The 22,637-nt window shown below is 43.5% G+C and carries 16 protein-coding genes; 14 read left to right on the forward strand and 2 right to left on the reverse strand.

Going from position 1 to position 22,637, the window contains the following annotated elements; genetic code table 11:
* Window positions 1-71: 71 nt before the first annotated feature.
* Entirely contained in the window at window positions 72-593 is a 522-nt protein-coding gene (locus AAFN85_RS24370) for a YceI family protein (protein ID WP_347530354.1), read from the reverse strand.
* Window positions 594-744: 151 nt separating this feature from the next.
* Here AAFN85_RS24370 and AAFN85_RS24375 point away from each other — a divergent pair, with 151 nt between their 5' ends.
* The 12 genes from AAFN85_RS24375 (at window position 745) to AAFN85_RS24430 (ending at window position 14,024) form a co-directional block, all read left to right on the forward strand.
* The gene (locus AAFN85_RS24375; protein WP_347530356.1) at window positions 745-1,026 is read left to right on the forward strand and encodes an acylphosphatase; all 282 of its coding nucleotides are present in this window, start codon (window positions 745-747) and stop codon (window positions 1,024-1,026) included.
* 31 nt (window positions 1,027-1,057) lie between these two features.
* Window positions 1,058-2,578, forward strand: coding sequence for a polysaccharide biosynthesis C-terminal domain-containing protein (locus tag AAFN85_RS24380; RefSeq protein WP_347530357.1), 1,521 nt, complete (start codon window positions 1,058-1,060; stop codon window positions 2,576-2,578).
* A 290-nt stretch (window positions 2,579-2,868) separates the two neighbouring features.
* Complete coding sequence (locus AAFN85_RS24385; RefSeq protein ID WP_347530358.1) at window positions 2,869-4,497, forward strand: tetratricopeptide repeat protein; 1,629 nt, start codon at window positions 2,869-2,871, stop codon at window positions 4,495-4,497.
* Complete coding sequence (locus tag AAFN85_RS24390) at window positions 4,475-5,263, forward strand: DUF4292 domain-containing protein (protein ID WP_347530359.1); 789 nt, start codon at window positions 4,475-4,477, stop codon at window positions 5,261-5,263. Before AAFN85_RS24385 ends, AAFN85_RS24390 begins: the two co-directional genes overlap by 23 nt.
* Before the next feature lie 16 nt (window positions 5,264-5,279).
* Window positions 5,280-6,599, forward strand: coding sequence for a peptidoglycan DD-metalloendopeptidase family protein (locus AAFN85_RS24395; protein WP_347530360.1), 1,320 nt, complete (start codon window positions 5,280-5,282; stop codon window positions 6,597-6,599).
* A gap of 59 nt (window positions 6,600-6,658) precedes the next feature.
* Window positions 6,659-7,096, forward strand: a complete 438-nt coding sequence (locus AAFN85_RS24400; RefSeq protein WP_347530361.1) for a twin-arginine translocase TatA/TatE family subunit — start codon at window positions 6,659-6,661, stop codon at window positions 7,094-7,096.
* 34 nt (window positions 7,097-7,130) lie between these two features.
* Window positions 7,131-7,307, forward strand: coding sequence for a twin-arginine translocase TatA/TatE family subunit (tatA, locus tag AAFN85_RS24405; protein WP_347530362.1), 177 nt, complete (start codon window positions 7,131-7,133; stop codon window positions 7,305-7,307).
* Window positions 7,308-7,411: 104 nt separating this feature from the next.
* Complete coding sequence (gatA, locus tag AAFN85_RS24410; protein ID WP_347530363.1) at window positions 7,412-8,836, forward strand: Asp-tRNA(Asn)/Glu-tRNA(Gln) amidotransferase subunit GatA; 1,425 nt, start codon at window positions 7,412-7,414, stop codon at window positions 8,834-8,836.
* 67 nt (window positions 8,837-8,903) lie between these two features.
* A complete protein-coding gene (locus tag AAFN85_RS24415) occupies window positions 8,904-10,181 on the forward strand; it encodes a transglycosylase SLT domain-containing protein (RefSeq protein WP_347530364.1) in 1,278 nt (425 codons plus the stop codon).
* A 247-nt stretch (window positions 10,182-10,428) separates the two neighbouring features.
* A complete protein-coding gene (locus AAFN85_RS24420) occupies window positions 10,429-10,797 on the forward strand; it encodes a DUF1801 domain-containing protein (RefSeq protein ID WP_347530365.1) in 369 nt (122 codons plus the stop codon).
* A 2-nt stretch (window positions 10,798-10,799) separates the two neighbouring features.
* Window positions 10,800-11,537: a hypothetical protein gene (locus tag AAFN85_RS24425; protein WP_347530367.1), complete on the forward strand. Its 738-nt coding sequence runs from the start codon at window positions 10,800-10,802 to the stop codon at window positions 11,535-11,537.
* A gap of 210 nt (window positions 11,538-11,747) precedes the next feature.
* A complete protein-coding gene (locus tag AAFN85_RS24430) occupies window positions 11,748-14,024 on the forward strand; it encodes an NADP-dependent malic enzyme (RefSeq protein ID WP_347530369.1) in 2,277 nt (758 codons plus the stop codon).
* Between the two features lie 56 nt (window positions 14,025-14,080).
* Here AAFN85_RS24430 and AAFN85_RS24435 read toward each other — a convergent pair whose 3' ends face one another.
* Entirely contained in the window at window positions 14,081-14,713 is a 633-nt protein-coding gene (locus AAFN85_RS24435; protein WP_347530370.1) for a TetR/AcrR family transcriptional regulator, read from the reverse strand.
* Between the two features lie 157 nt (window positions 14,714-14,870).
* Between AAFN85_RS24435 and ruvA the strand changes: the two genes are divergently transcribed.
* Together ruvA and sprA are read left to right on the forward strand one after the other, a co-directional pair.
* Complete coding sequence (gene ruvA / locus AAFN85_RS24440; RefSeq protein ID WP_347530371.1) at window positions 14,871-15,455, forward strand: Holliday junction branch migration protein RuvA; 585 nt, start codon at window positions 14,871-14,873, stop codon at window positions 15,453-15,455.
* 26 nt (window positions 15,456-15,481) lie between these two features.
* Window positions 15,482-22,510 (forward strand): cell surface protein SprA, encoded by a 7,029-nt coding sequence (gene sprA / locus AAFN85_RS24445; protein WP_347530373.1) that lies wholly within the window; start codon window positions 15,482-15,484, stop codon window positions 22,508-22,510.
* Window positions 22,511-22,637 lie beyond the last annotated feature (127 nt).

Genomic DNA, 22,637 nt, shown 5'->3' on the forward strand with positions numbered 1-22,637 from the left:
TGGATTTTGTTGAATTAGCATTCGTGTAATTCGTTTAAATTATCATCTGCAACACAAGCATTCGTGTAAAATTATCCTTTACTCACCGGCACACTCAAATGTATAGTAACCTCGGGCGGGGTACCGTTCCTGTCAATGCCATACTTAGCAGGTACCACTTTAAAGTCGCCTTTAAAAGTGCCTTCGCTGCCTTTTTCATCAAAAGTAAAGTGAATGGCTTCGGGATTGGTTTTGCCTTTCATGGTTAATTTTCCATTAGCTATATAACCGCTACCGCTTTTAGCAACCGAGGTCGATTCGAATTTGATGGTTGGATAATCATCTGCACCTAATGCCGACTTAACATGGCTGGTTTTAATAAAAAAGCCGGTAGAGGCGGTGGTAACATCAATAGTTGCCGAAATTTTGGCAGCTTCGGGATGGTCCTTATCAAAAACGATCTCCGCCTTTAATCCGGTGAATGATCCGCTAACCCTGTGCCCTTCAAAAGTTACTTCGGCTGCATCGGCTTTAACTTTCCAGTTGGCAAAAAAGGCAAATGCTGATAGGCTTGTGAATAAAACAATCACTGCCGGTAAAATGAGTTTTTTCATAAAATAGATTTTTAATATACTATCAATCAACTAATATTGTTAAGCGCGCTTTGTAATCATTACGCATGTATGTTTAAACAGGTTGCTTAGCAGGAAAAAAGTTAACTTTGCAATATCAACACATCAAACAATAAATAATACCATCAGGCTAATGATCAAACATCTGGATATTACTGTTAAAGGCAAAGTACAAGGCGTTTTTTACCGTAAAGCTACCAAAGCCGTTGCCGATCAGCTGGGTGTGCGCGGTATTGTATTGAACGAACCTAACGGTGATGTATATATCGAGGCCGAATCTGATCAGGCAACCCTCGAAATGTTTATGGAGTGGTGCGAAGAAGGCCCGCAGGATGCCGAAGTAACCGCTGTTGAAAGTCATGAAGGCGAATTGAAAAACTATCGTAATTTTGAGGTTGTTAAAAGGCGCTCATAATTAATACTGCCAACTAAAATTAAATATCCCATTGTCTACAATAAAAAAATTTGCCGGGCAAACCGCCATCTATGGTCTAAGTACCATTATCTCCCGGATGATCTATTTTATTTTAACGCCTATTTATACCCGTACCCTAACGGTAGGAGCTAATGGCGTTTTCACAACGGTTTACGGCAGCGCCTCCATTATCAACAATATACTGGCGTTTGGTATGGAGACCACCTATTTCAGGTATTTGCAAAAACGCGAAGACAATAAGCAGCAGGTTTACAACAATGCTTTTGGTGTTGTAATAGCTGTATCGTTGGTGTTTTTGGTTTTCGGTCTGTTTTTTTTGGATCCTATTGTTACCTACATGCAGGCCGGAGTGGTTAAAGACCATGCCGATTATACTTTTTACGTAAAGTGCTTCCTGGTTATCCTTGTTCTCGACGCGTTTTGCGTGATGCCTTTCGCCAAGTTAAGAGCTGAGGGGCGACCAATGAAATACGCTGTTATCAAATGTTCAAACATAGCATTGGTAATGATCCTTAACTTGTTTTTTCTGTTCGGAGTGCCGTTTATTATCAGTCATCATTTGCCGGGCGGCGACTGGATGCATAGCTGGTACAGGCATGGCTGGGTGGGTTATGTGTTTTTAGCTAACGCGATAGCCAGCGGGCTTACCATATTATTATTGCTACCCGAGGTACTGCAGCTGAGGCTGAAATTTGACTCGGCCATGTACAGCGAAATGTTTCTGTACAGTTGGCCGGTGCTGGTGGCCAATATCTCATACATCATTAACGAATCGTTAGACAAGGTGATGCTGAAGCATATCCTGCCAGCCGGTATTGCCGATACTGATGTTGGTATTTATGGCACGTGCGCAAAAATTTCTTTGTTTTTAAGCTTGTTTGTGAACGCGTTCAAGCTGGGTGCCGAACCTTTCTTTTTCAGTCACTCAAAAAATAAAAACGCTGGCGATACCTATGCCCGCATCATGAATTACTTTGTAATTATGGTTGCCGTGATATGTGTTGGGCTTGTGGCCAATATCAATATCCTCGCTACTTTTATAGTGGGTAAAGAAACCCACGAAGTAAAAAATCATATAGTTCATAATCCGTTTTGGCAAGGTTTGGGCGTTGTGCCGCCGTTGCTATTTGGCTACCTGAGTTTGGGTATTTACATGAATTTATCGGTATGGTATAAGCTATCCGATCAAACTAAATATGGCCTCTATATTTCAGGTATCGGAGCGGTGCTCACCATTTTACTAAACTGGATGCTGATCCCTAAATACAGCTATATGGCTTCGGCCTGGATCTCATTCGCGGCTTATGCCGTGATGATGGTGTTATCATACATCTGGGGACAAAAAAATTATCCTATCCCGTACAACTTAAAAAAGAACCTGGCGTATATAATTGTCGCCGGAGTGTTTGTTTTCCTGTCGTTTACGGTATTTAAACGTAATATATTTGTTGGTAATGGGCTTTTACTGTTATTTGCGGCCGGAGCGTATTACTTTGAGCGCAAGGAGTTAAACGCTATCTTTAAACGATAGGGAAGTAGAAGCAAGACTTTTAGAATCAGGAAGCAAGAAAGTAGAAGCGAGATTTCAAGAATCAGGAAACAAGAAATAAAAAATAGAAGCAAGACTCGTAGAATCAGGAAGCAAGATAAATGAGAAGAAGAACCAATAATTTAAACTTGAGCAGTGAGCGGAGAACCCGAATGTTTTCTGTTCAGATTGTGGCTTCTTGCTTCTTGACTCTTGCCATCCTGCCTCTTTCCTCCCATGCTCAGCATAAAAAAAACACTGGTAGCACTTCGGTAAGCATTCAGGGTAAACCCATGAGCTATCAGGATAGCCTGATGGTGAAGCAATTGTTTTTTTCGGCCCTGCGTGAAAAAACTATCGAGAACTATAAGCTGGCTACCGAAATGTTTGAGCGCATCGTACAAACCGATCCCTCAAACGATGCCTCGCTTTACGAACTTGCCAATTTAAAACGCCAGCAAAACGACTATACCGGCGCGCAACCGCTGTTGGAGCAGGCCGTATCTATTAATAAAGATAATGAATGGTACTGGGCCTCATTGGCCGATACCTACGAGAAAACCAATACCATTGATAAGCTGGAAAATGTTTTTAACCAACTGATCAGGCTTAATCCCGATAAATCCGAATATTACTTTGATAAAGCCAACGCCTATACCATTTTAAAACGGTATGACGACGCGTTGAAAGTGTATGATGAACTGGAAAAAAAGGATGGCACAAGCGATGATATTTTAGCCAACAGGCAAAAAATATTCCTTAAACAAGGCAAAGTTGATCAGGCCGCCACTGATCTGGAAAAGCAGATAGCCGCTAACCCTAACGAGATCCGTTATTATTTAGCATTAGGCGAGATCTATAACTCGAACGGTTTTACAGATAAGGCGCTTAAAATATTACTCCAGGCCGAAAAGCTCGATCCACGCAATGGCATGGTACATTTTGCTTTAGCCGATATCTATCGTGGTAAAAAAAACAACGAGGCCAGTTTTAACGAACTTACTTTAGGTTTCGCCATACCTGATGTTAGTATAGATCAAAAGGTTAATATTATATCGGGCTATTTCCCCAAATTTCCCGAAGCTAATGCCAAAGCCAGCGCGCTTGAACTAAGCAGGATCCTTACTGTAGCTCACCCAAGCGATGCAAGGGCTTATGCCATCTATGGCGATATGCTGCTGCAAAACGCCAAGTATAAGGAAGCCCGCCCGGTATTGAAAAAATCAATGCAGCTTAATGATCAGGTTTATAACGTGCAGGAACAACTGGTGAGGTTGGAACTGGGCGATAATGACCTGGATGCTGCCATAAAAGATGGCGAGAACGCGCTATCCTTATTCCCTAACCAGGCCTGGATGAATTATTTGGTAGGTGTGGCCTGGGCGCAAAAAAAGGATAACGGCAAGGCTGTTGGTTACTTAAAAAACGCTACTTCATTAGAACTTCAGGATAAGGAATTACTTTCGTTAAGTTTTTCATTATTGGGCGATTGCTATCACGAGCTTAAGAATATTAAAGCTTCTGACGAGAGTTACGAAAAAGCGCTGACCTACAATCCGGATAATGCATTTACTTTAAACAATTATGCTTATTATTTATCGTTAAGGAATGAGCAACTGGAAAAGGCGGCGCAAATGTCGGCCCGATCTAACGAGTTGCAACCTAACACGGCATCGTTTGAAGATACTTATGCATGGATCCTGTTTATGCAAAAGAAATATCCACAAGCTAAAACCTGGATGGAGAAAGCTTTAGCGCATGATAAAGATAATAGTTCGGTGAAGTACGAACATTACGGCGATATTTTGTTTTTTGTGGGAGATATAGACGGAGCCGTAACAAACTGGAAAAAAGCAAAAAGTTTTGGTGGTAAAACACCGGCCTTAGATCGTAAAATAAATGAAAAAAAATATAGCGAATAGTTTACTTATAGCTTGCTCCCTGCTTATACTGGTGAGCTGTAAGGCGCGCAAACAGGTACTGGTTACCCGCAAAGCCGATTCGACGGCGAAGGTAAATAATGATGTAGCAAGTAAGCTGGCTGCCATAAGGGCAAGCCAGGTTAACTTTACAACCTTTGCCGGCAGGGCCAAAACCAAGCTTAGCATCAACAACAACAGTAATGATGTTACGCTGAATGTGAGGATAGCGAAGGATAAAAAGATCTGGGTTTCTATCACAGCGGTATTAGGCATTGAGGCTGCCCGTGCGCTGATCACGCCGGATAGCATTATGATAGTTAACCGCCTGCAAGGGGTGTATATTAAAAAACCGTTCAGCTATATATATACGTATGCAAGTAAACAGGTTAACTATAAAACGCTTGAGTCATTGCTGATAGGCAACGCGGTGCCCGAGTTGGTAAATGAACAGGCAACAATAGTACATGCGGAGGGCAATACAACCTTAAGCGGTACGCTTAATGATTTGGTTTATAAGCTGATTTTAGGTCCGGATAATAAGGTTACACAAACAAATTTGGATAACCAGAGCCAGGCACAATCATTACAGGTAACCAATAATACGTTTATACAGGCAACAAACAGGGTGCTGCCATCGCAAATAGATATAGCATCGGTAGTAAAAGATAAAAAAATACAGGTTAATTTGCATTACACTAAGGCCGATTTTGAAGTTGAACAAAATTATCCATTCAGTATACCTGATGGGTACGAGCCAGGTAAATAATTAATATGTTTGTTGGATGAAGGTATTAAAAGCGGTTTTCTTTTTACTATTGGTACTGGCAGCGGTTAACGTTCGGGCGCAGTCTACAAGCAGCGATGAGTTAAAACGCCGTCGTGATAAGCTGAACAAGGAACTTGAACAGCTTAATGAAGACTACCAGGAAACATTGAGTAATAAAAAAGCAAGCTTAAAACAACTAAGCTTATTAAAAGCGCAGATAAACCTACGGCAGGAAAAAATAGAGAACATCAACTCGGAAGTAAGGAACCTGGATAACCAGATTTACGAGAGCAATAACAACGTACGCAGTTTGCAATCGCAACTGGATCAGCTTAAAAAAGAATACGGCGCTATGATCCTGTTTGCGTACCGCAACCAAAGCGCGTACAATAAACTGATGTTCCTGTTTGCATCGAAAGATTTTAACCAGGCCTACAAGCGTTTAAAATATTTGCAGCAGTTCGGTACCTATCGTGAGCGCCAGGCAGCTTCGATACAGGGTACACAAAAAGAACTGCATGTTAAGATCAACGAGTTGGATAAAACCAAAAATGAGAAAACCAACCTGTTAAAAGATCAGCAAAAAGAAAAAGAAACGCTGGGTAACGAGCGTAACAACCAGGTTAAAGTAGTGAGCGACCTGTCGCAGCATGAAGGGATCCTGAAAAAACAACAAAAGGACCTGCAGGCCAAGATAGCTAAAACTAACAGCGCTATTAAAGACGCGATCCGCAGGGAGATTGAGGAAGCAAGGCGCAGAGCAGAAGAGGAAGAACGCCGTAGGGCAGAGGAAGCGGCAAGGTTAGCAGCGGCAAAAGCCAAAGCTGAAAATAAGCCGGCTCCAACTATTTCAACCCCAGTTGCAAAACCTGCCGCGACACGCAGCACATCAAGCATATTGAATGCCACGCCTGAAGCGGCAAGGCTTTCAAACAGCTTTTTAGGTAGTAGGGGCAGTTTACCATGGCCCGTAACAAATGGTATCATTACACAAGGGTTTGGTATTTATACCACACCAGAGGGTATCAGGAGCGAAAGCAATGGTTTAGATATCCGTACAAATGCGGGCGCTACAGTACGCTCGGTGTTTGATGGTACGGTTGTAAAAGTAATGGATATTAGCGGTACATACCTTGTGGTGATTGTACATGGTGAGTACTTTACGGTTTATAGTAACCTGCGATCGGTAAGTGTGGCAAGGGGGCAAAAAGTTACTACCAAACAGCCGATAGGTGTGGTAGCAACAGACCCATCGAGCGGTGAAACCGAGGTGCATTTTGAGATCTATAAGGGTAAAGAACCAGTTAACCCTAAGTTGTGGATAGCCTCTAACTAATTAGTTTTGAGTTATAAGAAAATTTAATTGTATATATTTGTATCCTTAAACAGAATGCTATGTTAAGTTCAGTTTTGTTATTTTTGAATATTGGTACGGGCGAGATGGTACTGATACTTTTTGCAGCATTGATGCTATTTGGGGGCGAAAAATTGCCCGGTCTTGCACGCAGTTTAGGCAAAGGCCTCCGCGATTTTAAAGATGCATCTGAAGATGTAAAACGCGAGATCAATAACCAGATCAACAACTACGAAGAAAAAAAGCCGGAAATAAAAACAGAGGTTCCTGCTATAGAAGAGAAAGCTTCCGAAGCGCCTGAAAATACCGCTGCCGAATACGAGAAGCCGGTAGTTGAAAATACCGTTCCAAACACCATCGCTATTAGCGATTACCACGTAAATACCCCGGTTGAGCACGAAAAAGAAAGTCATATCAACCTGGAAAAAACTCCTGCCGGTAACCATGTGGATACCGAAAAAGAAGAATACAAATCATAGTACAATATTAATCATTACATAAAAACTTAAAATCATGGGTGGATTAGGCGCACCAGAAATTATTCTGATCATCATTGCGATACTTTTATTATTCGGCGGTAAAAAAATCCCTGAACTAATGAGAGGCTTAGGAAAAGGCGTTAAAGAATTTAAAGACGCGCAAAACGGCGAGAACACCTCTTCAACTTCATCTGAAGAGAAAAAAGCATAATCGCCCTGACGGGGATCAGCTTTTAAAGCCGCTTTTACTTACTATATGAACTTATCTGTTGATTTATTTCTTATTTCAACGGATAAGTTTTTTATTTTAGCCCCATGGCTAATACTTATTCCACTTTATCTGAAATTAAGAGTGGGTTGCAACGTGCAGAAATTACTGTTGAAGGACTTGTAAAAGAATACCTTGTTCAAATTGAAAAAAACGCTCATTTAAATGCTTTTAACGAGGTGTTTGCCGATGAGGCTTTAATTGCTGCAAAAAACGTTGACAATAAAATAAAAAATGGCACCGCCGGTAAACTGGCGGGTATGGTTATCGGTATAAAAGATAACATCTGCTACAAAGGCCACAAGGTAACCGCCTCATCAAAGATCCTAACCGGTTTCAAATCGATATTTTCATCAACCGTAGTTGAACGCGTGCTGGCCGAAGACGCGGTAATTATAGGCCGTTGTAATTGCGATGAGTTTGCTATGGGCGCTACCAACGAGTCATCATACTTTGGCCCGGTAAAAAACTTTGCCGATGAAACCAGGGTAGCCGGTGGTTCATCAGGAGGCTCGGCGGTGGCTGTGCAGGCTGGGATGTGCCACGCTGCTTTGGGTACAGATACCGGTGGCTCTGTAAGGCAACCTGCTTCGTTTTGCGGGGTGGTTGGTTTAAAACCTACTTACGGAAGCATCTCAAGGCACGGTATTATTGCCTACGCTTCGTCGTTTGATCAGGTTGGCCCGGTGACCAAATCGGTAGAGGATGCCGCCTTATTGCTGGAAGTATTGGCCGGTCCGGATGATTACGATAGCACGCTATCGCAAACTCCGCCGCCTGCTACCTACACCAACTTTCAGAAGCCGGGCAAAAAGAAGATAGCTTATTTACAGGAAGCCATTTCAAGCCCGGGCGTGGATAACGAGGTAAAAGATAACCTGATAAAGCATATTGAAAAGCTGCGCGAGGAAGGCCATACCGTTACCCCAATAGCTTTTGAATTGCTGGATTACCTGGTACCAACCTATTACATTTTGGCCATGGCCGAAGCATCATCAAATCTGGCAAGGTACGATGGTGTACATTACGGCTACCGCAGTCCGCAGGCTGTTGATCTGCAATCAACCTATAAAAAATCACGTTCCGAAGGTTTTGGTAAAGAAGTGAAACGCCGTATCATGACTGGTACCTTTGTTTTAAGTGCCGGTTACTATGATGCCTATTACGCCAAAGCGCAAAAAGTACGCCGCCTGATCCAGGAGAAAACCAACGAGATCCTTGCCGAGTACGATTTTATTTTGGTACCAACGGCTCCCGAACCGGCCTTTAACATAGGTAGGGAAGAGAAAGATCCGGTGGTGATGTATCTTTCTGATATTTTTACCGTACAAGCCTCACTAACCGGTGTGCCGGCCATATCAGTACCTACGGGCAATAACAGCAATGGTTTGCCGTTAGGGTTACAGTTATTAACAAAGCATTTTGGCGAACAGGAACTGTTAGACTTCGCCAAATATTTTCTGGAACTATAATAAAAACAGTACTTTAGTAAACGTGCTGATGCTTTGGGCATTAAATATTTAGTCAAACCGATAAAGAATGAAGAGATTATTTACGCTGACCATCTGCCTTTTATCACTGCAAATTTTACAAGCCAAAACTAAATTAAGCCATTCGGTAAAGTTATTTACGCAGCTAAGCCGCGTAACCAAATTTAATCCGGAAGCTGTAAATGCCGATACTACTATTTTGCCGGTGCTAAACCAACCGCTTCCGCTTACCAGCTATGGCGGAGTGTACAAACGCAGGTTAGATTCCATCCGCAAGGATATCCAGTTAGATTATAACGAATACGTGCAGGCCTATATCGATCTGTACATGCGCAACCGCGAAGAGATGGGACAGGTGGTTGGCCTTACCAAATATTACTTCCCTATTTACGAAAAAGCCTTCCGCGAGGCAGGTATCCCCGAAGAAATTAAATTCCTTTCGATAGTTGAATCAAAGCTTGATCCCAATGCTGTTTCGCGCGTAGGGGCTACAGGGCTTTGGCAATTTATGGGTACTACAGCCAAAATTTATGGCTTGAACATGGACAACTATATCGATGATCGTCGTGACCCTATCCAATCGAGCTATGCCGCCGCCGCCTACCTAAAAGATGCCTACCAGGAATTTGGCGATTGGCTGTTGGCTATTGCCTCGTACAATTGCGGCAAAAGCAACGTAGAGCGCGCTGTTGAAAAAGCAGGCGGTGTAACCGACTTTTGGAGTATCCGCCAGTATTTACCGGTAGAGACCCGCGGCTACGTTCCGGCTTTTATAGCTATGAACTATGTGATGAACTATTTTAACAAGCACAATATAGTTGCCCAGCCGTGCAATTTTAGTATCCGTACCGATACCGTAATGGTAAAAAGGATAGTGCCGTTAAGCAGCGTTGCCCAGGCGCTGGATGTAAGTTTGAGAGAGATCACTGTACTCAATCCATCATACCGGATGGCGGTAATTAACGGCAGCCCTAAAACTCCGCGCAGGTTAATATTACCACAAACGGCTAAGGCTAATTATGCCTCGTTATATAATGTATTGAATGGTGTTGATAATCCAGTACTGGCTACAACTCCTAAAACAAATACTTACGCCGCGGCAACCGAAACGCCTGCTAAAGTTGAGCGAAGGATGCCAACGCATCATAAAGTGCGTAAAGGCGAAACGCTTGCCTCGATAGCTGATAAATTTGGCTGCGAAGTATCCGATCTGAAAGCCTGGAACCATCTGAAAACCAACCGTGCGCCGATAGGGGCAATGCTGAAGGTATCGGCGGGTGAGGTTGCTGCCAATGTGCAGGATGATGGTGGATATTCGAAGAATTAAAAAATCCAATATAAAAAGATAAAAAAAAGCCGTCATTGCGAGGTACGAAGCAATCCCCGATAAGCAGGTCCGCCCTGTATAGTTTGGGATTGCTTCGTGCCTCGCAATGACGTTTTCGGAAATGCTTTGCGGAAACTGAGTACCCGCTGTCCGAAGTTTCCAAACTTCGGATTACTATACCTGTAGTCTGCGACTACAGAATTTTCCCAAAACCTTTGTAGCTTTATATAAACCAATCACCTGTACAATGCAAAAGCCAAAGGAAACCATCGATGAATATATTGCCGACTTCCCCGAAGATGTTCAGCAAAAGCTTCAACAGGTACGCGCTACCATAAAAGCCGCTGCGCCCGATGCCGAAGAAGCAATCAAATACGCAATCCCAACTTTTATCCTCAACGGTAACCTGGTACACTTTGGCGGGTTTAAAAACCATATTGGTTTCTATCCCGCTCCTCAGGGATTGGAAGAGTTTAAGGAAGAACTTTCGGGCTACAAAGGGGCTAAAGGATCGGTGCAATTCCCGTTGGATAAACCTTTGCCGCTTGATTTGATTACCAAAATTGTAAAGTTCAGGGTGCAGAAAAATTTAGAGAAGGCGAAGAAAAAGGAATAAAAATGGCACTTGAATTTGTAATGTATAATACTACCGGAAGCAGTAAAATCAGAGTGGATTATGACGGGACTATTAGTTGTTTAAAGATTGACAATAATATAATCGTTGTAACTGTTGAGGGGCCGTATCCTGACCCAATTAACGTTTATCATGTTAAAGGGTATTCTCACAACGCTCTGTTAAATTTCGCGCTTAAAGACATAGAATTTGATTTTTATACAAAGGCCAATTTATTTAGAGAAAAAAGCAGTAGCGTGGAGCGTTTACTTGAAATATTTGAACCCGGTTCGTTTTGTGTGGAACATGTAACTAACTTTGTTATTTGCGAAATAGTGTCGAATACAGAATTCGTGTTTGGCTCATTCGATGATCACTCTCCATTTTTATTCGCTACTAAACAACTCAATAGCTTAGATCGGACGACTATAGATCTTTATAAGCAACAGATCATCGATGGAAGTAAACCGATAATTCTTTCATACAGAAAAGATTATAGCAATGGTTCTTTAACCGGCAATAGTTTCCTGATAGACGGGCATCATAAATTAGTTGCTTATAAGGAACTAAACGTTGAACCTTATATTTGGGAGATCGCCAACTTAGTTCATCATGATTACGACGAATTAGATCAAAGCGTTTGCCAGTATTTAAATCACCAAAAAATTGAGTCGTTAAAATACTCTTACACGGTGGAAGGGGATTCTTTGGGTAATGTGATCAAACTAAAACCCAGGCTATAGTTTGATTCTAAATCTCGGCGGCCTATAACAGACTATAACTTCATTCAGTGGGATATAATATAACAGCGAAGCATATTTCATTCTTTTAACCCAATCTTTGCAAAACACTAACCGTATTTTAACCTCTTTTTATCATAATTGTAAAAAGGGGCTTTTTTATGCGTGGTGCATAAAAAGAATTGTAATTTTGGGCGCTTCAATTTGAAAAAAATGAATAAAATCAATCGTAAACAGGATGCGCTTAACTACCATTCGCAAGGCCGTCCCGGAAAGATACAAGTTGTACCTACCAAACCAACAAATTCGCAACGCGATTTAACCATGGCCTACTCGCCCGGTGTGGCCGAGCCATGTTTAAAAATTGCGGACAATACCGAAGATGTTTATAAATATACCGCCAAAGGCAACCTCGTAGCTGTGATCAGTAACGGTACTGCCGTTTTAGGTTTAGGCAATATTGGCCCTGAGGCCAGCAAGCCTGTAATGGAAGGCAAAGGCCTGCTATTTAAAATTTATGCCGATATCGACGTATTCGACCTGGAGCTGGACGCCAAAAATGTAGATGATTTTGTAAAGATCGTAAAAGCCCTTGAGCCAACATTCGGCGGTGTGAACCTGGAAGATATCTCGGCACCAACCTGCTTCGAAATTGAACGCAGGTTAAAAGCCGAAATGAATATCCCGGTAATGCACGATGATCAGCATGGTACTGCCATTATCTCAGGCGCGGCGTTGATGAATGCCTGCGAGATACAGGGGAAAAAGCTGGATAAAATAAAAATGGTAGTTAATGGCGCGGGTGCCGCCGCGGTATCCTGCTCAAAAATGTACCTGTCGTTAGGGGTTAAAAAAGAGAACCTCGTGATGTTTGATATAAACGGCGTACTGAACCAGGAGCGTACCGATCTTGACGAGATCAGGATGGAGTTTGCTACCGACCGCAAGGATGTGAAAACCCTTGCTGATGCCATGAAAAATGCCGACGTATTTGTTGGCCTTTCGGCGGGTAACGTAGTAACGCCAGATATGCTGAAAACCATGGCTAAAAAGCCTATCGTTTTTGCGATGGCTAACCCGGTGCCTGAAATTGATTATGATCTGGCTGCGGGTACTCGCGATGATATTATTATGGCAACCGGCCGCTCAGATTTTCCTAACCAGGTGAATAACGTATTGGGTTTCCCATATATTTTCAGGGGAGCGTTGGATGTTAGGGCGACTGCTATTAACGAGGAAATGAAAATAGCCGCCACCCACGCTATTGCCGAGATGGCTAAAAAGCCGGTGCCAGAAGCGGTTAACCTCGCCTATAATTTAACCAACCTGAAGTTTGGTAAAGATTACATTATTCCCAAACCAATGGACCAAAGGTTGATCACCGAGGTATCAATGGCCGTTGCCAAAGCAGCTATCGAATCGGGAGTGGCCCGTAAAGTAATCACCGATTGGGATGCCTATGCTGAAGAGCTAAGGTCTCGTTTGGGCACTAACGATAAGTTGTTGCGTAACCTAACCGCCAAAGCCAAGCAAGACCCTAAACGAGTTGTATTTGCCGAGGCTGATAACTACAAGATCCTGCGTTCGGCTCAGATAGTAAAAGAGGAAGGTATTGCCACCCCAATCTTGTTGGGTAATATTGATAGGATCAAAAAAATCATCCATGACAACGACCTTGACTTAGGCGATGTACAGATCATCGACCCACGAGAGGGCTGCGAACATATGGATGAGTATGCTGAATACCTGTACAACAAACGTCAGCGTAGGGGCGTGACCCTGTTTGAGGCTAAGAAACTGCTTATCGACAGGAACTATTATGGTGCCTGTATGGTGCAGTTTGGTCGTGCCGACGCCTTGATCTCCGGATTAACCAAAAATTATGTAACTACCGTAAAACCAGCCTTGCAAATTATCGGTACTGAAGAAGGGGTTAACCGAGTTGCCGGTATGTACATGATGATCACTGCTAAAGGCCCTGTGTTTTTTGGCGATACCACGGTAAACGTTAACCCCTGTGTTAATGATCTGGTGGATATTACGGTGTTGATGGAGCGTTCGGTAAAACAGTTCAATATAAACCCAAGGGTAGCTGTTCTATCATACTCAAACTTCGGATCGAACGAAGGCGAGGTTCCTGAAAAAACTCGGGAAACGGTGAAGATCCTTCACGAAAAATATCCGGATATGGTAGTTGATGGTGATATGCAAGCCAACTTCGCGTTAAATTCCGATTTGTTGGCTGATAATTTCCCGTTCTCAACCCTGAATGGTAAACCGGCAAATACGCTGATCTTCCCTAACCTGGAATCGGGTAACATTGCCTATAAACTGTTACAGGAAATTGGCGGCGCTGAAGCTGTTGGTCCGATATTACTTGGTTTGAAAAAGCCGGTGCATGTGTTGCAGTTGGGTAGCTCAGTGCGCGAAATTGTGAACATGATAACCATTGCCGTTGTTGACGCGCAGGTTAAAGCGGCTAAAGTTTAAATTAATTTAGATAGATATAATGACGGCGTTGAGCATGCAAATGTTCAACGCCGTTTTTATTTCAGTTCCTTCAAAAATTTCCTGATATCTGCTTTCCCTTTTTCTGAAGCGATAAAATTAAGCAGACCAGCCAAACGGCCTAAGTAGGTATTTACAACAAGTTTTTCATCGGCTATTAACCCATCAAGAGTTGCCTCGCTTATCCACAAACGGTTAGTTATTGATAAAGCCGCGAGCAAGGGAGCTAAATCTTCATCAGAAATAGCTAATAAATAGCCTCCGGTAGCCAATGTCTTCAGTTCCTGGGTAAATGTAACACGCCTTGATACCTGCATTGCCTGGTAAGTTTGCGCAAATTCAACATCCTGCTGAAGCCACAGCGGCAGGCTGATAAAGTACGACCGGTATTTATACTGATTAAAATACAGTAGCCTGTTCATCTCCAGAAAGCCATATAAGCCGGGTATTTTCGATTTACCTAATATTTCAGCGTTCGACTCCGTTACCCTGTTCGAGATCTCACGCAGCAGATCATTTTTTGTAGGAAAGTAATAGGTAATATTTCCACCTTTTATTCCCAATTCTTTGGCCAGTTCACGTACGCCTACATATTCTACACCACAGTTATTATACATTTCTAAGGCTTTAGCAATAATTAACTCTTTTGCTGATATCTTAGTGTTTGGCATGATTAGGTGTTTTTGCTTGTTTGACGTTGTCAAAAGTAGCGCAATTTTAGTAAATGGAAAAACTAATGCCGTCGGAAATCTTAACTTTGGCTCTTCCCGGTTTCGTGACGGTAATATTTGCGGGATTATTTAACACAACTTAACAAAGCGGTAAAATATGTATGATTATATTAGCGGAAGGCTGATGTTTAAAAGCCCTTCGTATGTGGTTATTGATGCCGGTGGCGTGGGCTATCACATTAATATTTCGGTAAACACTTACTCCGGAATTAACGAGGATGAAAATTGTAAACTATTAGTTTGGTTACACGTAAAAGAGGATGCGCACACCTTGTACGGTTTTGCAACTGATGGCGAGCGCAGGTTGTTCTTACATTTAATTTCTATTTCGGGGATAGGGCCTAATACTGCGCGAATGATGTTATCATCAATAACGCCGGCCGAGATCCAGGTAGCTATAGTAAGCGGCAATGTATCGTTGATCCAGCGGATCAAAGGTATCGGCCCTAAATCAGCTCAACGGATAATTTTAGAGCTGCAGGATAAGCTGCGCAAAGAAGGCCCTGATACTTTAACAGTTGTCCCTGTAAGTGTAACTGCTAAAGATGAAGCACTTTCGGCATTGGTAATGCTGGGCTTTGCACGTAACGTTGCAGAAAAGGTACTGGACCAGGAAATAAAGAAAAATAATACCGAATTAACGGTGGAAGAGCTTATTAAAATTGCATTAAAAACATTATAATTACTGAATAAAATTCGACTAAACTTTTGATCAAAATATTTACTTATAAGATACTTATAAGTGTGTTGTTCATCGTGGTATTGGGTGGGATGGGAAGCGCGAATGCACAACAGCAGCAGCAAACCCAGCCTGCAACCAAAAGTGATACAACAAAAGCCAATGCACCTATAAACCTCGTTACGCCGCGCAGTACACGGCTAAGGGAAGGTATGTTTAGTCCCGACCCTGCAAACTTAACCCGTACCGTAGAATACGACCCGGTTACCAATCGCTATATTTTATACGAGAGGGTAGGTAATTTACTTTACCGTCCGCCACAGTACCTCACTTTTGATCAGTATTTAAAACTGAGGCAACGCTCCATCCAACGTATTAACTTCCAGCAGCAGGCTGATGCGTATGCTTATGATTCGCAGCAGCCGGGCTTTATCCCGCCTATTAAAGTGAGGAGCCGTACGTTTGAGCAAATTTTTGGTAGTTCGGTTATTGATATCCGTCCGCAGGGATCGGCCGAGATGATATTGGCCGGGCAGGTGAATAAAAATGCCAACCCGTTGTTCAATACCCGCCAGCGCAGCCAGTTCAATTTTAATTTTGATCAGCGGATCCAGTTGAACGTAACCGGTAACATTGGCGATAAATTAAAGATCACCACCAATTACAACACTGATGCCCAGTTCCAGTTTGAAAATCAGATCAAGCTGGATTACACCGGTTCGCCCGATGAGATCATCCAGAAAATTGAGGCCGGTACGGTAAGTATGCCTTTAAATACCACGTTGATAACCGGTAGCCAGGCACTGTTTGGTGTAAAAACCAAGTTGAAGTTTGGCAGGCTGGATGTTACCAGTATTTTTTCGCAACAGCGGTCGCAGTCAAGAACTATCACCATCACCAATGGTTCGCAGCAGGGCGAGTTCAGGTTAACTCCCGCCGATTATGAAGCTAATAAACACTTCTTTTTGGCGCAATATTTCCGTAATAATTATAACAAGGCGCTGGCCAATATCCCGATCATCAGCTCGAATATTACCATCACAAAAATTGAGGTTTGGACAACCAACCGTACCAGCGTAACTACCGATTCGCGGGATATTATGGCTTTTACGGATTTGGGTGAGAACAACCCTTATAATAAAACAAGGTTTACGGGGGCTGGGTTTAGCGGTTTGCCCGCAGGCTTTTCGGGGCAGGGTTTTCCGCAACAATCAAACAACCTGTTAACTACTATTAATAATTTGCCCGGCAATCCCAAGCAAACCAACTCAAATGCCATTGCAAGCTTTTTTCAGGGATCGGGTAGTACAGATAACTATTCGAAATTAACCTACGCCCGTAAGCTTACCGATAAGGAGTTTACCTTGCATCCGCAGTTGGGTTATATATCTTTGAATTACCCTTTAAATAATGATGAGGTATTGGCTGTAGCTTACCAATATACGGTTAACGGTGTGCAGTACCAGGTGGGTGAGTTTAGCAGCGATGTAGCGGTTGATCCTACAACGCCCAAAATGCTGTACGTAAAATTGCTTAAAGGCGAAATACTTAAAACCAATTTACCGCAGTGGGACCTGATGATGAAGAACATCTATTCCCTTGGCGCTTTCCAGATAGCCCCTACTGATTTTAAACTGACGGTTACCCGCTTGGATGATAAATCGGGCATCGAAAAAACGGTGATGGAAGAGGGGCAGAACCTAAAAGGTAAACTATGGCTGCAGGTATCGGGCCTGGATAACCTGAACCAGCAAAGCGATAAAAAGCCCGACGGCTATTTCGACTTTTTAGAGGGTATCACCATCGATTCGCAAAACGGGCGGATCTCGTTCCCAACGGTCGAACCTTTTGGTTCTGATCTGGCAGCTAAATTTACAGCAGGCGAGGCTGATCTGGCCAAACGCTACGTTTATCAACCGTTGTATGATTCAACCAAAACCATTGCCCAGCAATATTTCCCGGCGCTTAACCGCTATGTAATTAAGGGTACTTATACATCTACAGGCGGGTCGGAATACCAATTGAACGCGGTGAATATTCCGCAGGGTTCGGTAGTGGTTAATGCCGGTACGGTTAAGCTACAGGAGGGTAACGATTACACGGTTGATTACAACGCCGGCCGGATCAGGATCCTGAACCAGGCGCTGCTTTCATCAGGCCAGCCCATTACTGTTAAGTTAGAGAACAACGAACTTTTTGGCGTTCAGCAGAAATCATTATATGGTACCAGGTTAGATTACCATGCCAGCGATAAATTGCAATTGGGCGCTACCTTAATGCACTTAACCGAGCAGCCCATCACCCAAAATGAAATAGCGGGCGAAGAATCTATCTCTAATACCATCTGGGGTTTTGATGCCAACTATAGCTCCAACTCCAGGTTTTTAACCCGTTTGGTTGATAAAATTCCGGGTATCCATACCAAAGCCCCATCATCTATCAATTTTTATGGCGAGTTTGCCAAACTGATGCCGGGCAGTCCGGGTGCCTTGAATTTCGCGGGTTCCAAAAACGGTACTTCATATCTTGATGATTTTGAAAACAGCCAATCTGTTATCGATGTAAAAAGCGCCAATGCCTGGCAAATTTCGGGTACGCCGCAATTGTTCTCTGAGTCGGGTTTGTTTGATGACCTGAGCTATGGCTACAACCGTGCAAGGTTGGCTTTTTATAATATCGACCCTATATTTTATACCAACACCGGCTCTATCCCAATATCAAAAAGCGAACTATCCAACCATTACGTAAGGCAGGTTATTGAGCAGGAAGTTTTCCCGTATAAACAATCGGCCACCGGGCAGCCGTTGAGTTTAGCTACCCTGAACATGGCTTTTTACCCAACCATCCGTGGTCCGTATAACTACGCCACAACTGGTATTAACCCCGATGGTACGTTGCAAAACCCTAAAAACCGGTGGGGTGGTATGTTCAGGAAACTGGAGACCAATGATTTTGAATCGTTAAACGTATCGTACATCGAGTTTTGGATGTTGGATCCGTTTATCTACAAACCAAATTCGGCAGGTGGCGATCTGTATTTCAACTTAGGTTCGATATCTGAAGATATTTTAAAAGACGGCCAGAAAAGTTTGGAAAACGGCCTGCCTATTGACGGCGACTTAACCAAAGTTGATGAAACCCATTGGGGTAGGGTAACCAAACTACAGCCGGTTATTAACGCTTTTGATAACAACCCCGATGCCCGTAAACTACAGGATGTGGGTTTGGATGGTTTGAACGATCAGGACGAGAAAACCAAATTCGCACCGGTAGTACAACAGCTACAAGGCCAACTGAACCCGCAAGCCGCCGCTGCCCTCACCGCCGATCCGTCATCAGATAACTACCAATACTACCAGGGGCCAGCTTTAGATCAGGCTCGCGCCGGCATCCTTGATCGTTATAGCCGCTACAATGGCACCGATGGCAACTCCAAAACCGCCCAGCAATCGCAAGCTGAACTGGGTTTACAAAACTCAGCTTCAACCTCGCTGCCCGATGGTGAGGATATCAACAGGGATAACAACATGAGCCAGGAAGATTCGTACTTCCAGTATAAAGTATCTATGCGTCCTGCCGATATGGTGGTTGGTCAAAACTATATCAGCGATAAAGTAACCGCGCAGGTGAAGTTGCCTAACGGTACAACACAGGCGGTTAACTGGTACCAGTTCAGGATCCCAATTACCGATTATCAGGCTAAAGTTGGTAACATCCAGGATTTTAAAGCCATCCGTTTTATGCGGATGTTCATGACCAACTTTGCCGATACCGCGGTATTGCGTTTTGCAACTTTGGAGCTGGTTCGCGGTGAGTGGCGCGCTTTCAACAACGAGAAAAATCCTTTGAATGTAATTGCCGATCCGGCCATTCAAAACCCACCTATTGATGCCTCGGTTATTGATGTGCAGGCCGTGAATATTGAAGAGAATGGTAATCGTACGCCTATCCCGTATGTGGTGCCGCCGGGTATTAATCGCCAGCGTAATTACAATAACCTGCAAACCAACACCAAGCTTAACGAGCAATCATTATCGGTAAATGTTAAAAATCTGCGCGATGGTTACTCGAGGGCAGCCTTCCGTACTTTTTATAACGACTTGCGTAAATACAAGCGCATGCAGATGTTTATCCATGCCGAGGGCGATTATTTGAAGGATAACGATCTGAACGCCTTTATCCGTTTAGGTGTGGATTACCAGGATAACTACTACGAATACGAGTTGCCATTAAAAATTACCAATCCGGGTACCAGCGATCCGAATGCTATTTGGCCCGATGCCAACCAAATGGACCTGGAGCTTGACCTGTTGGTGCGCGCCAAGCTGGCCCGTAACCACTCGAATGTGGCTTACAACACGTTGTTTAAATATGTTGAGGGCGATAAAACAGTATATATTAAAGGTCAGCCGGATTTGAGCCGTTTGCGCACCATTATGTTAGGTGTGCGAAACCCATATAAAGGTACCAGTGTGATAGCCGACGACGGCCTCGATAAATCGGGAACGGTTTGGTTTGACGAGTTGCGCCTTACCGATTTTGATCAGCGCGGCGGCTGGGCAGCTACGGCCCGTGTTGATGCCAAGCTCGCCGACTTTGCCGATGTAACTGTATCGGGCAGTAAAACAACCATCGGTTTTGGTACACTGGATTCGCGTTTGAACGACAGGAGCCAGAGTGATGATCAAACCTACGATGTATCGGCAAATGTGGAGCTCGGTAAATTTTTCCCGGATAAAAGCGGAATTAAGATCCCAGCGTACATCAACGTATCCAAACAGCGCAGTATGCCGCAGTATGATCCAAGCGCGCCCGATGTGGAGCTGAAATCATCGCTTGCCGCGGCTACAAGTACTAAGGAACGCGATTCGATCAGGAACGCGGCTATTGATATTACCATGCGTAAAAGCATCAACTTTACCAATGTGCATAAGGCGCGCACTAATACCAGCGCCATTAACCACATCTGGGATATTGAAAATTTTAACGCCACTTACGCTTACACCGAGTACACGCATCACGATTTTACAACGCAGAACGATATCGAGAAAACGTACAACTTAACGGTGGCTTATAACTATACCAATCAGCCTAAATATTATAGCCCCTTTGCCAAGATCATCAAGAAAAACACTTTGGCTTTGTTAAGGGATTTTAACTATAGTCTGCTGCCATCAAGGTTAAACTTCAGCATTAACTTTGATCGTTTTTACTCAGAAAATACCCTGCGCGATAACGATCCGAACAATTTTATTCCTGTGCCAACTACCACATTCAACAAGTATTTTAACATAACCCGTGTGTATGGTATCGGCTGGAATTTAACCAAATCATTGCAGATGGATATCGACGCTACCAACTTATCGGTAGTGGATGAACCGGCCGGTCGTATCAATGGTTTAAAACGCGATACCCTTTGGGATAACCTGAAAAAATTGGGGCGTACTACCAATTATAACCACACGCTAACCTTTAACTATACCGTTCCGATAAATAAAATTCCGGGTTTGGATTGGGTATCGGCCATTGCCCGTTACAGTACGCATTTTAACTGGCAAACGCAGCCCTTGTTCGCTATTAATGATCCGAGTTATGATGTAGGTAACAGCATCCAAAACTCAAGGGTTGTTCAGTTAAACCCTACGCTTAACCTTACATCGCTTTACAATAAATTCCCTTTTATCCGCAAGGCTAATAATCCAAACAAAAAGCCAAATGTGTGGATAGGATTGCTGACGAGCGTTAAAAACCTGAGCGCTACTTACACGCATACCCAGGGCACATTTTTACCGGGTTATTTACCAACGTCGGGCTTTTTTGGTTCGAGTGGTGGCGCGCCGGGTTTAGGGTTTTTGCTGGGTAGCCAAACCGATATCAGGGCCAAAGCAGTTGCTAACGGCTGGATCACTAATGATACCCTGCAAAACCAGTTGTACACCACAACATCTAACGAGGATATGCACTTCCGTGGCATTATCGAGCCGTTTAAAGATCTGAGGATCGAATTAACCGCCTATAAAACACAGGATCATAACTACCAGGCCAACTTTAAATACCTGGCATCAACCAATAGTATTGAAACGCTTAGCCCGGTTACTACAGGCAATTACAGTATCTCGTTTTTGACCATCGGTACGGCCTTCGAGAAAGCCAAGGGCATCACCAATGTATCCAGCACTTTCCAAAAGTTTTTGGATGCCCGTACGGTGGTCTCGCAAAAGCTGGCGCAAACAAATCCTAACTCAACCGGCACAACTACTGATGGGTATGCTGATGGCTATGGGCCAAACTCGCAAAACGTATTGGTGCCTGCATTTCTGGCCGCTTACTCGGGCAAAAAAGCGGGCAGTAGCACAACGCAGTTCCCTAAAATACCTATCCCTAACTGGCAGGTTACTTATAATGGTTTGAGCAAGATCTCGTGGTTCCAGGATATATTTGATTCGTTCGATCTGAGCCATGGTTACCGTTCGGCTTATAACGTAACCGGTTATACCTCGCTGCTGCAATACCGCGAAGAGAATGGTGCGTCAAGCGCCCGCGATTTGAACAATGACTTTTTGCCGCTGTACCAGTTCTCGCAGGTAACCATTTTTGAACAGTTTGTGCCTTTAATTGGTGCCAGCATGAGGTTTAAAAACAGCATGACCGCCAATGCCGAATACCGTCAAAGCCGTGCGTTGAGCCTAAGTTTATTGAACAGCCAGCTGGCTCAGCAAAACGAAAAGATCATTGTGCTGGGTTTCGGTTACCATACCAAAGATTTTCATTTTCCGTTCGGCTTGTTTGAAGGCTTACAGCATAAGGACGTAAACTTTAAGCTCGATTTTTCATTGAGGGATAACAAAACCTTGATCTACCGCGCCGACATTCAATCGGCCGAGATCTCATCAGGCGCGCAGAATATCACCGTTCGTCCTTCTATTGATTATGTGATCAACCAGCGGTTTAACCTGAATTTGTTTTACGATTCTAATTTAACCAAGCCGTACACCTCGCAAACGTTTAATACCTCGTTTACCAATTTCGGGATTAACTTGAAGTTGTTGCTGCAGTAGGCTCAAAACAAAATGTCATTTCAATAGAGCAGCGGGGGGGGGTAAAAGCGTAAGGGCGAAAGAGAAATCTTCTGCGACACGTAAAGCCGATATGCGAGGACGCTTAGCAGGGCGTAGAAGATTTCTC

Source organism: Mucilaginibacter sp. CAU 1740 (assembly GCF_039839285.1).
GTDB lineage: Bacteria > Bacteroidota > Bacteroidia > Sphingobacteriales > Sphingobacteriaceae > Mucilaginibacter.

Bases quoted from the DNA above. Each gene is read 5' to 3' on its own strand.
- AAFN85_RS24370 (WP_347530354.1), bottom strand. From the start codon at position 593: ATGAAAAAACTCATTTTACCGGCAGTGATTGTTTTATTCACAAGCCTA.
- AAFN85_RS24375 (WP_347530356.1), top strand. From the start codon at position 745: ATGATCAAACATCTGGATATTACTGTTAAAGGCAAAGTACAAGGCGTT.
- AAFN85_RS24385 (WP_347530358.1), top strand. From the start codon at position 2,869: ATGAGCTATCAGGATAGCCTGATGGTGAAGCAATTGTTTTTTTCGGCC.
- AAFN85_RS24390 (WP_347530359.1), top strand. From the start codon at position 4,475: ATGAAAAAAAATATAGCGAATAGTTTACTTATAGCTTGCTCCCTGCTT.
- AAFN85_RS24395 (WP_347530360.1), top strand. From the start codon at position 5,280: ATGAAGGTATTAAAAGCGGTTTTCTTTTTACTATTGGTACTGGCAGCG.
- AAFN85_RS24400 (WP_347530361.1), top strand. From the start codon at position 6,659: ATGTTAAGTTCAGTTTTGTTATTTTTGAATATTGGTACGGGCGAGATG.
- tatA (WP_347530362.1), top strand. From the start codon at position 7,131: ATGGGTGGATTAGGCGCACCAGAAATTATTCTGATCATCATTGCGATA.
- gatA (WP_347530363.1), top strand. From the start codon at position 7,412: ATGGCTAATACTTATTCCACTTTATCTGAAATTAAGAGTGGGTTGCAA.
- AAFN85_RS24415 (WP_347530364.1), top strand. From the start codon at position 8,904: ATGAAGAGATTATTTACGCTGACCATCTGCCTTTTATCACTGCAAATT.
- AAFN85_RS24420 (WP_347530365.1), top strand. From the start codon at position 10,429: ATGCAAAAGCCAAAGGAAACCATCGATGAATATATTGCCGACTTCCCC.
- AAFN85_RS24425 (WP_347530367.1), top strand. From the start codon at position 10,800: ATGGCACTTGAATTTGTAATGTATAATACTACCGGAAGCAGTAAAATC.
- AAFN85_RS24430 (WP_347530369.1), top strand. From the start codon at position 11,748: ATGAATAAAATCAATCGTAAACAGGATGCGCTTAACTACCATTCGCAA.
- AAFN85_RS24435 (WP_347530370.1), bottom strand. From the start codon at position 14,713: ATGCCAAACACTAAGATATCAGCAAAAGAGTTAATTATTGCTAAAGCC.
- ruvA (WP_347530371.1), top strand. From the start codon at position 14,871: ATGTATGATTATATTAGCGGAAGGCTGATGTTTAAAAGCCCTTCGTAT.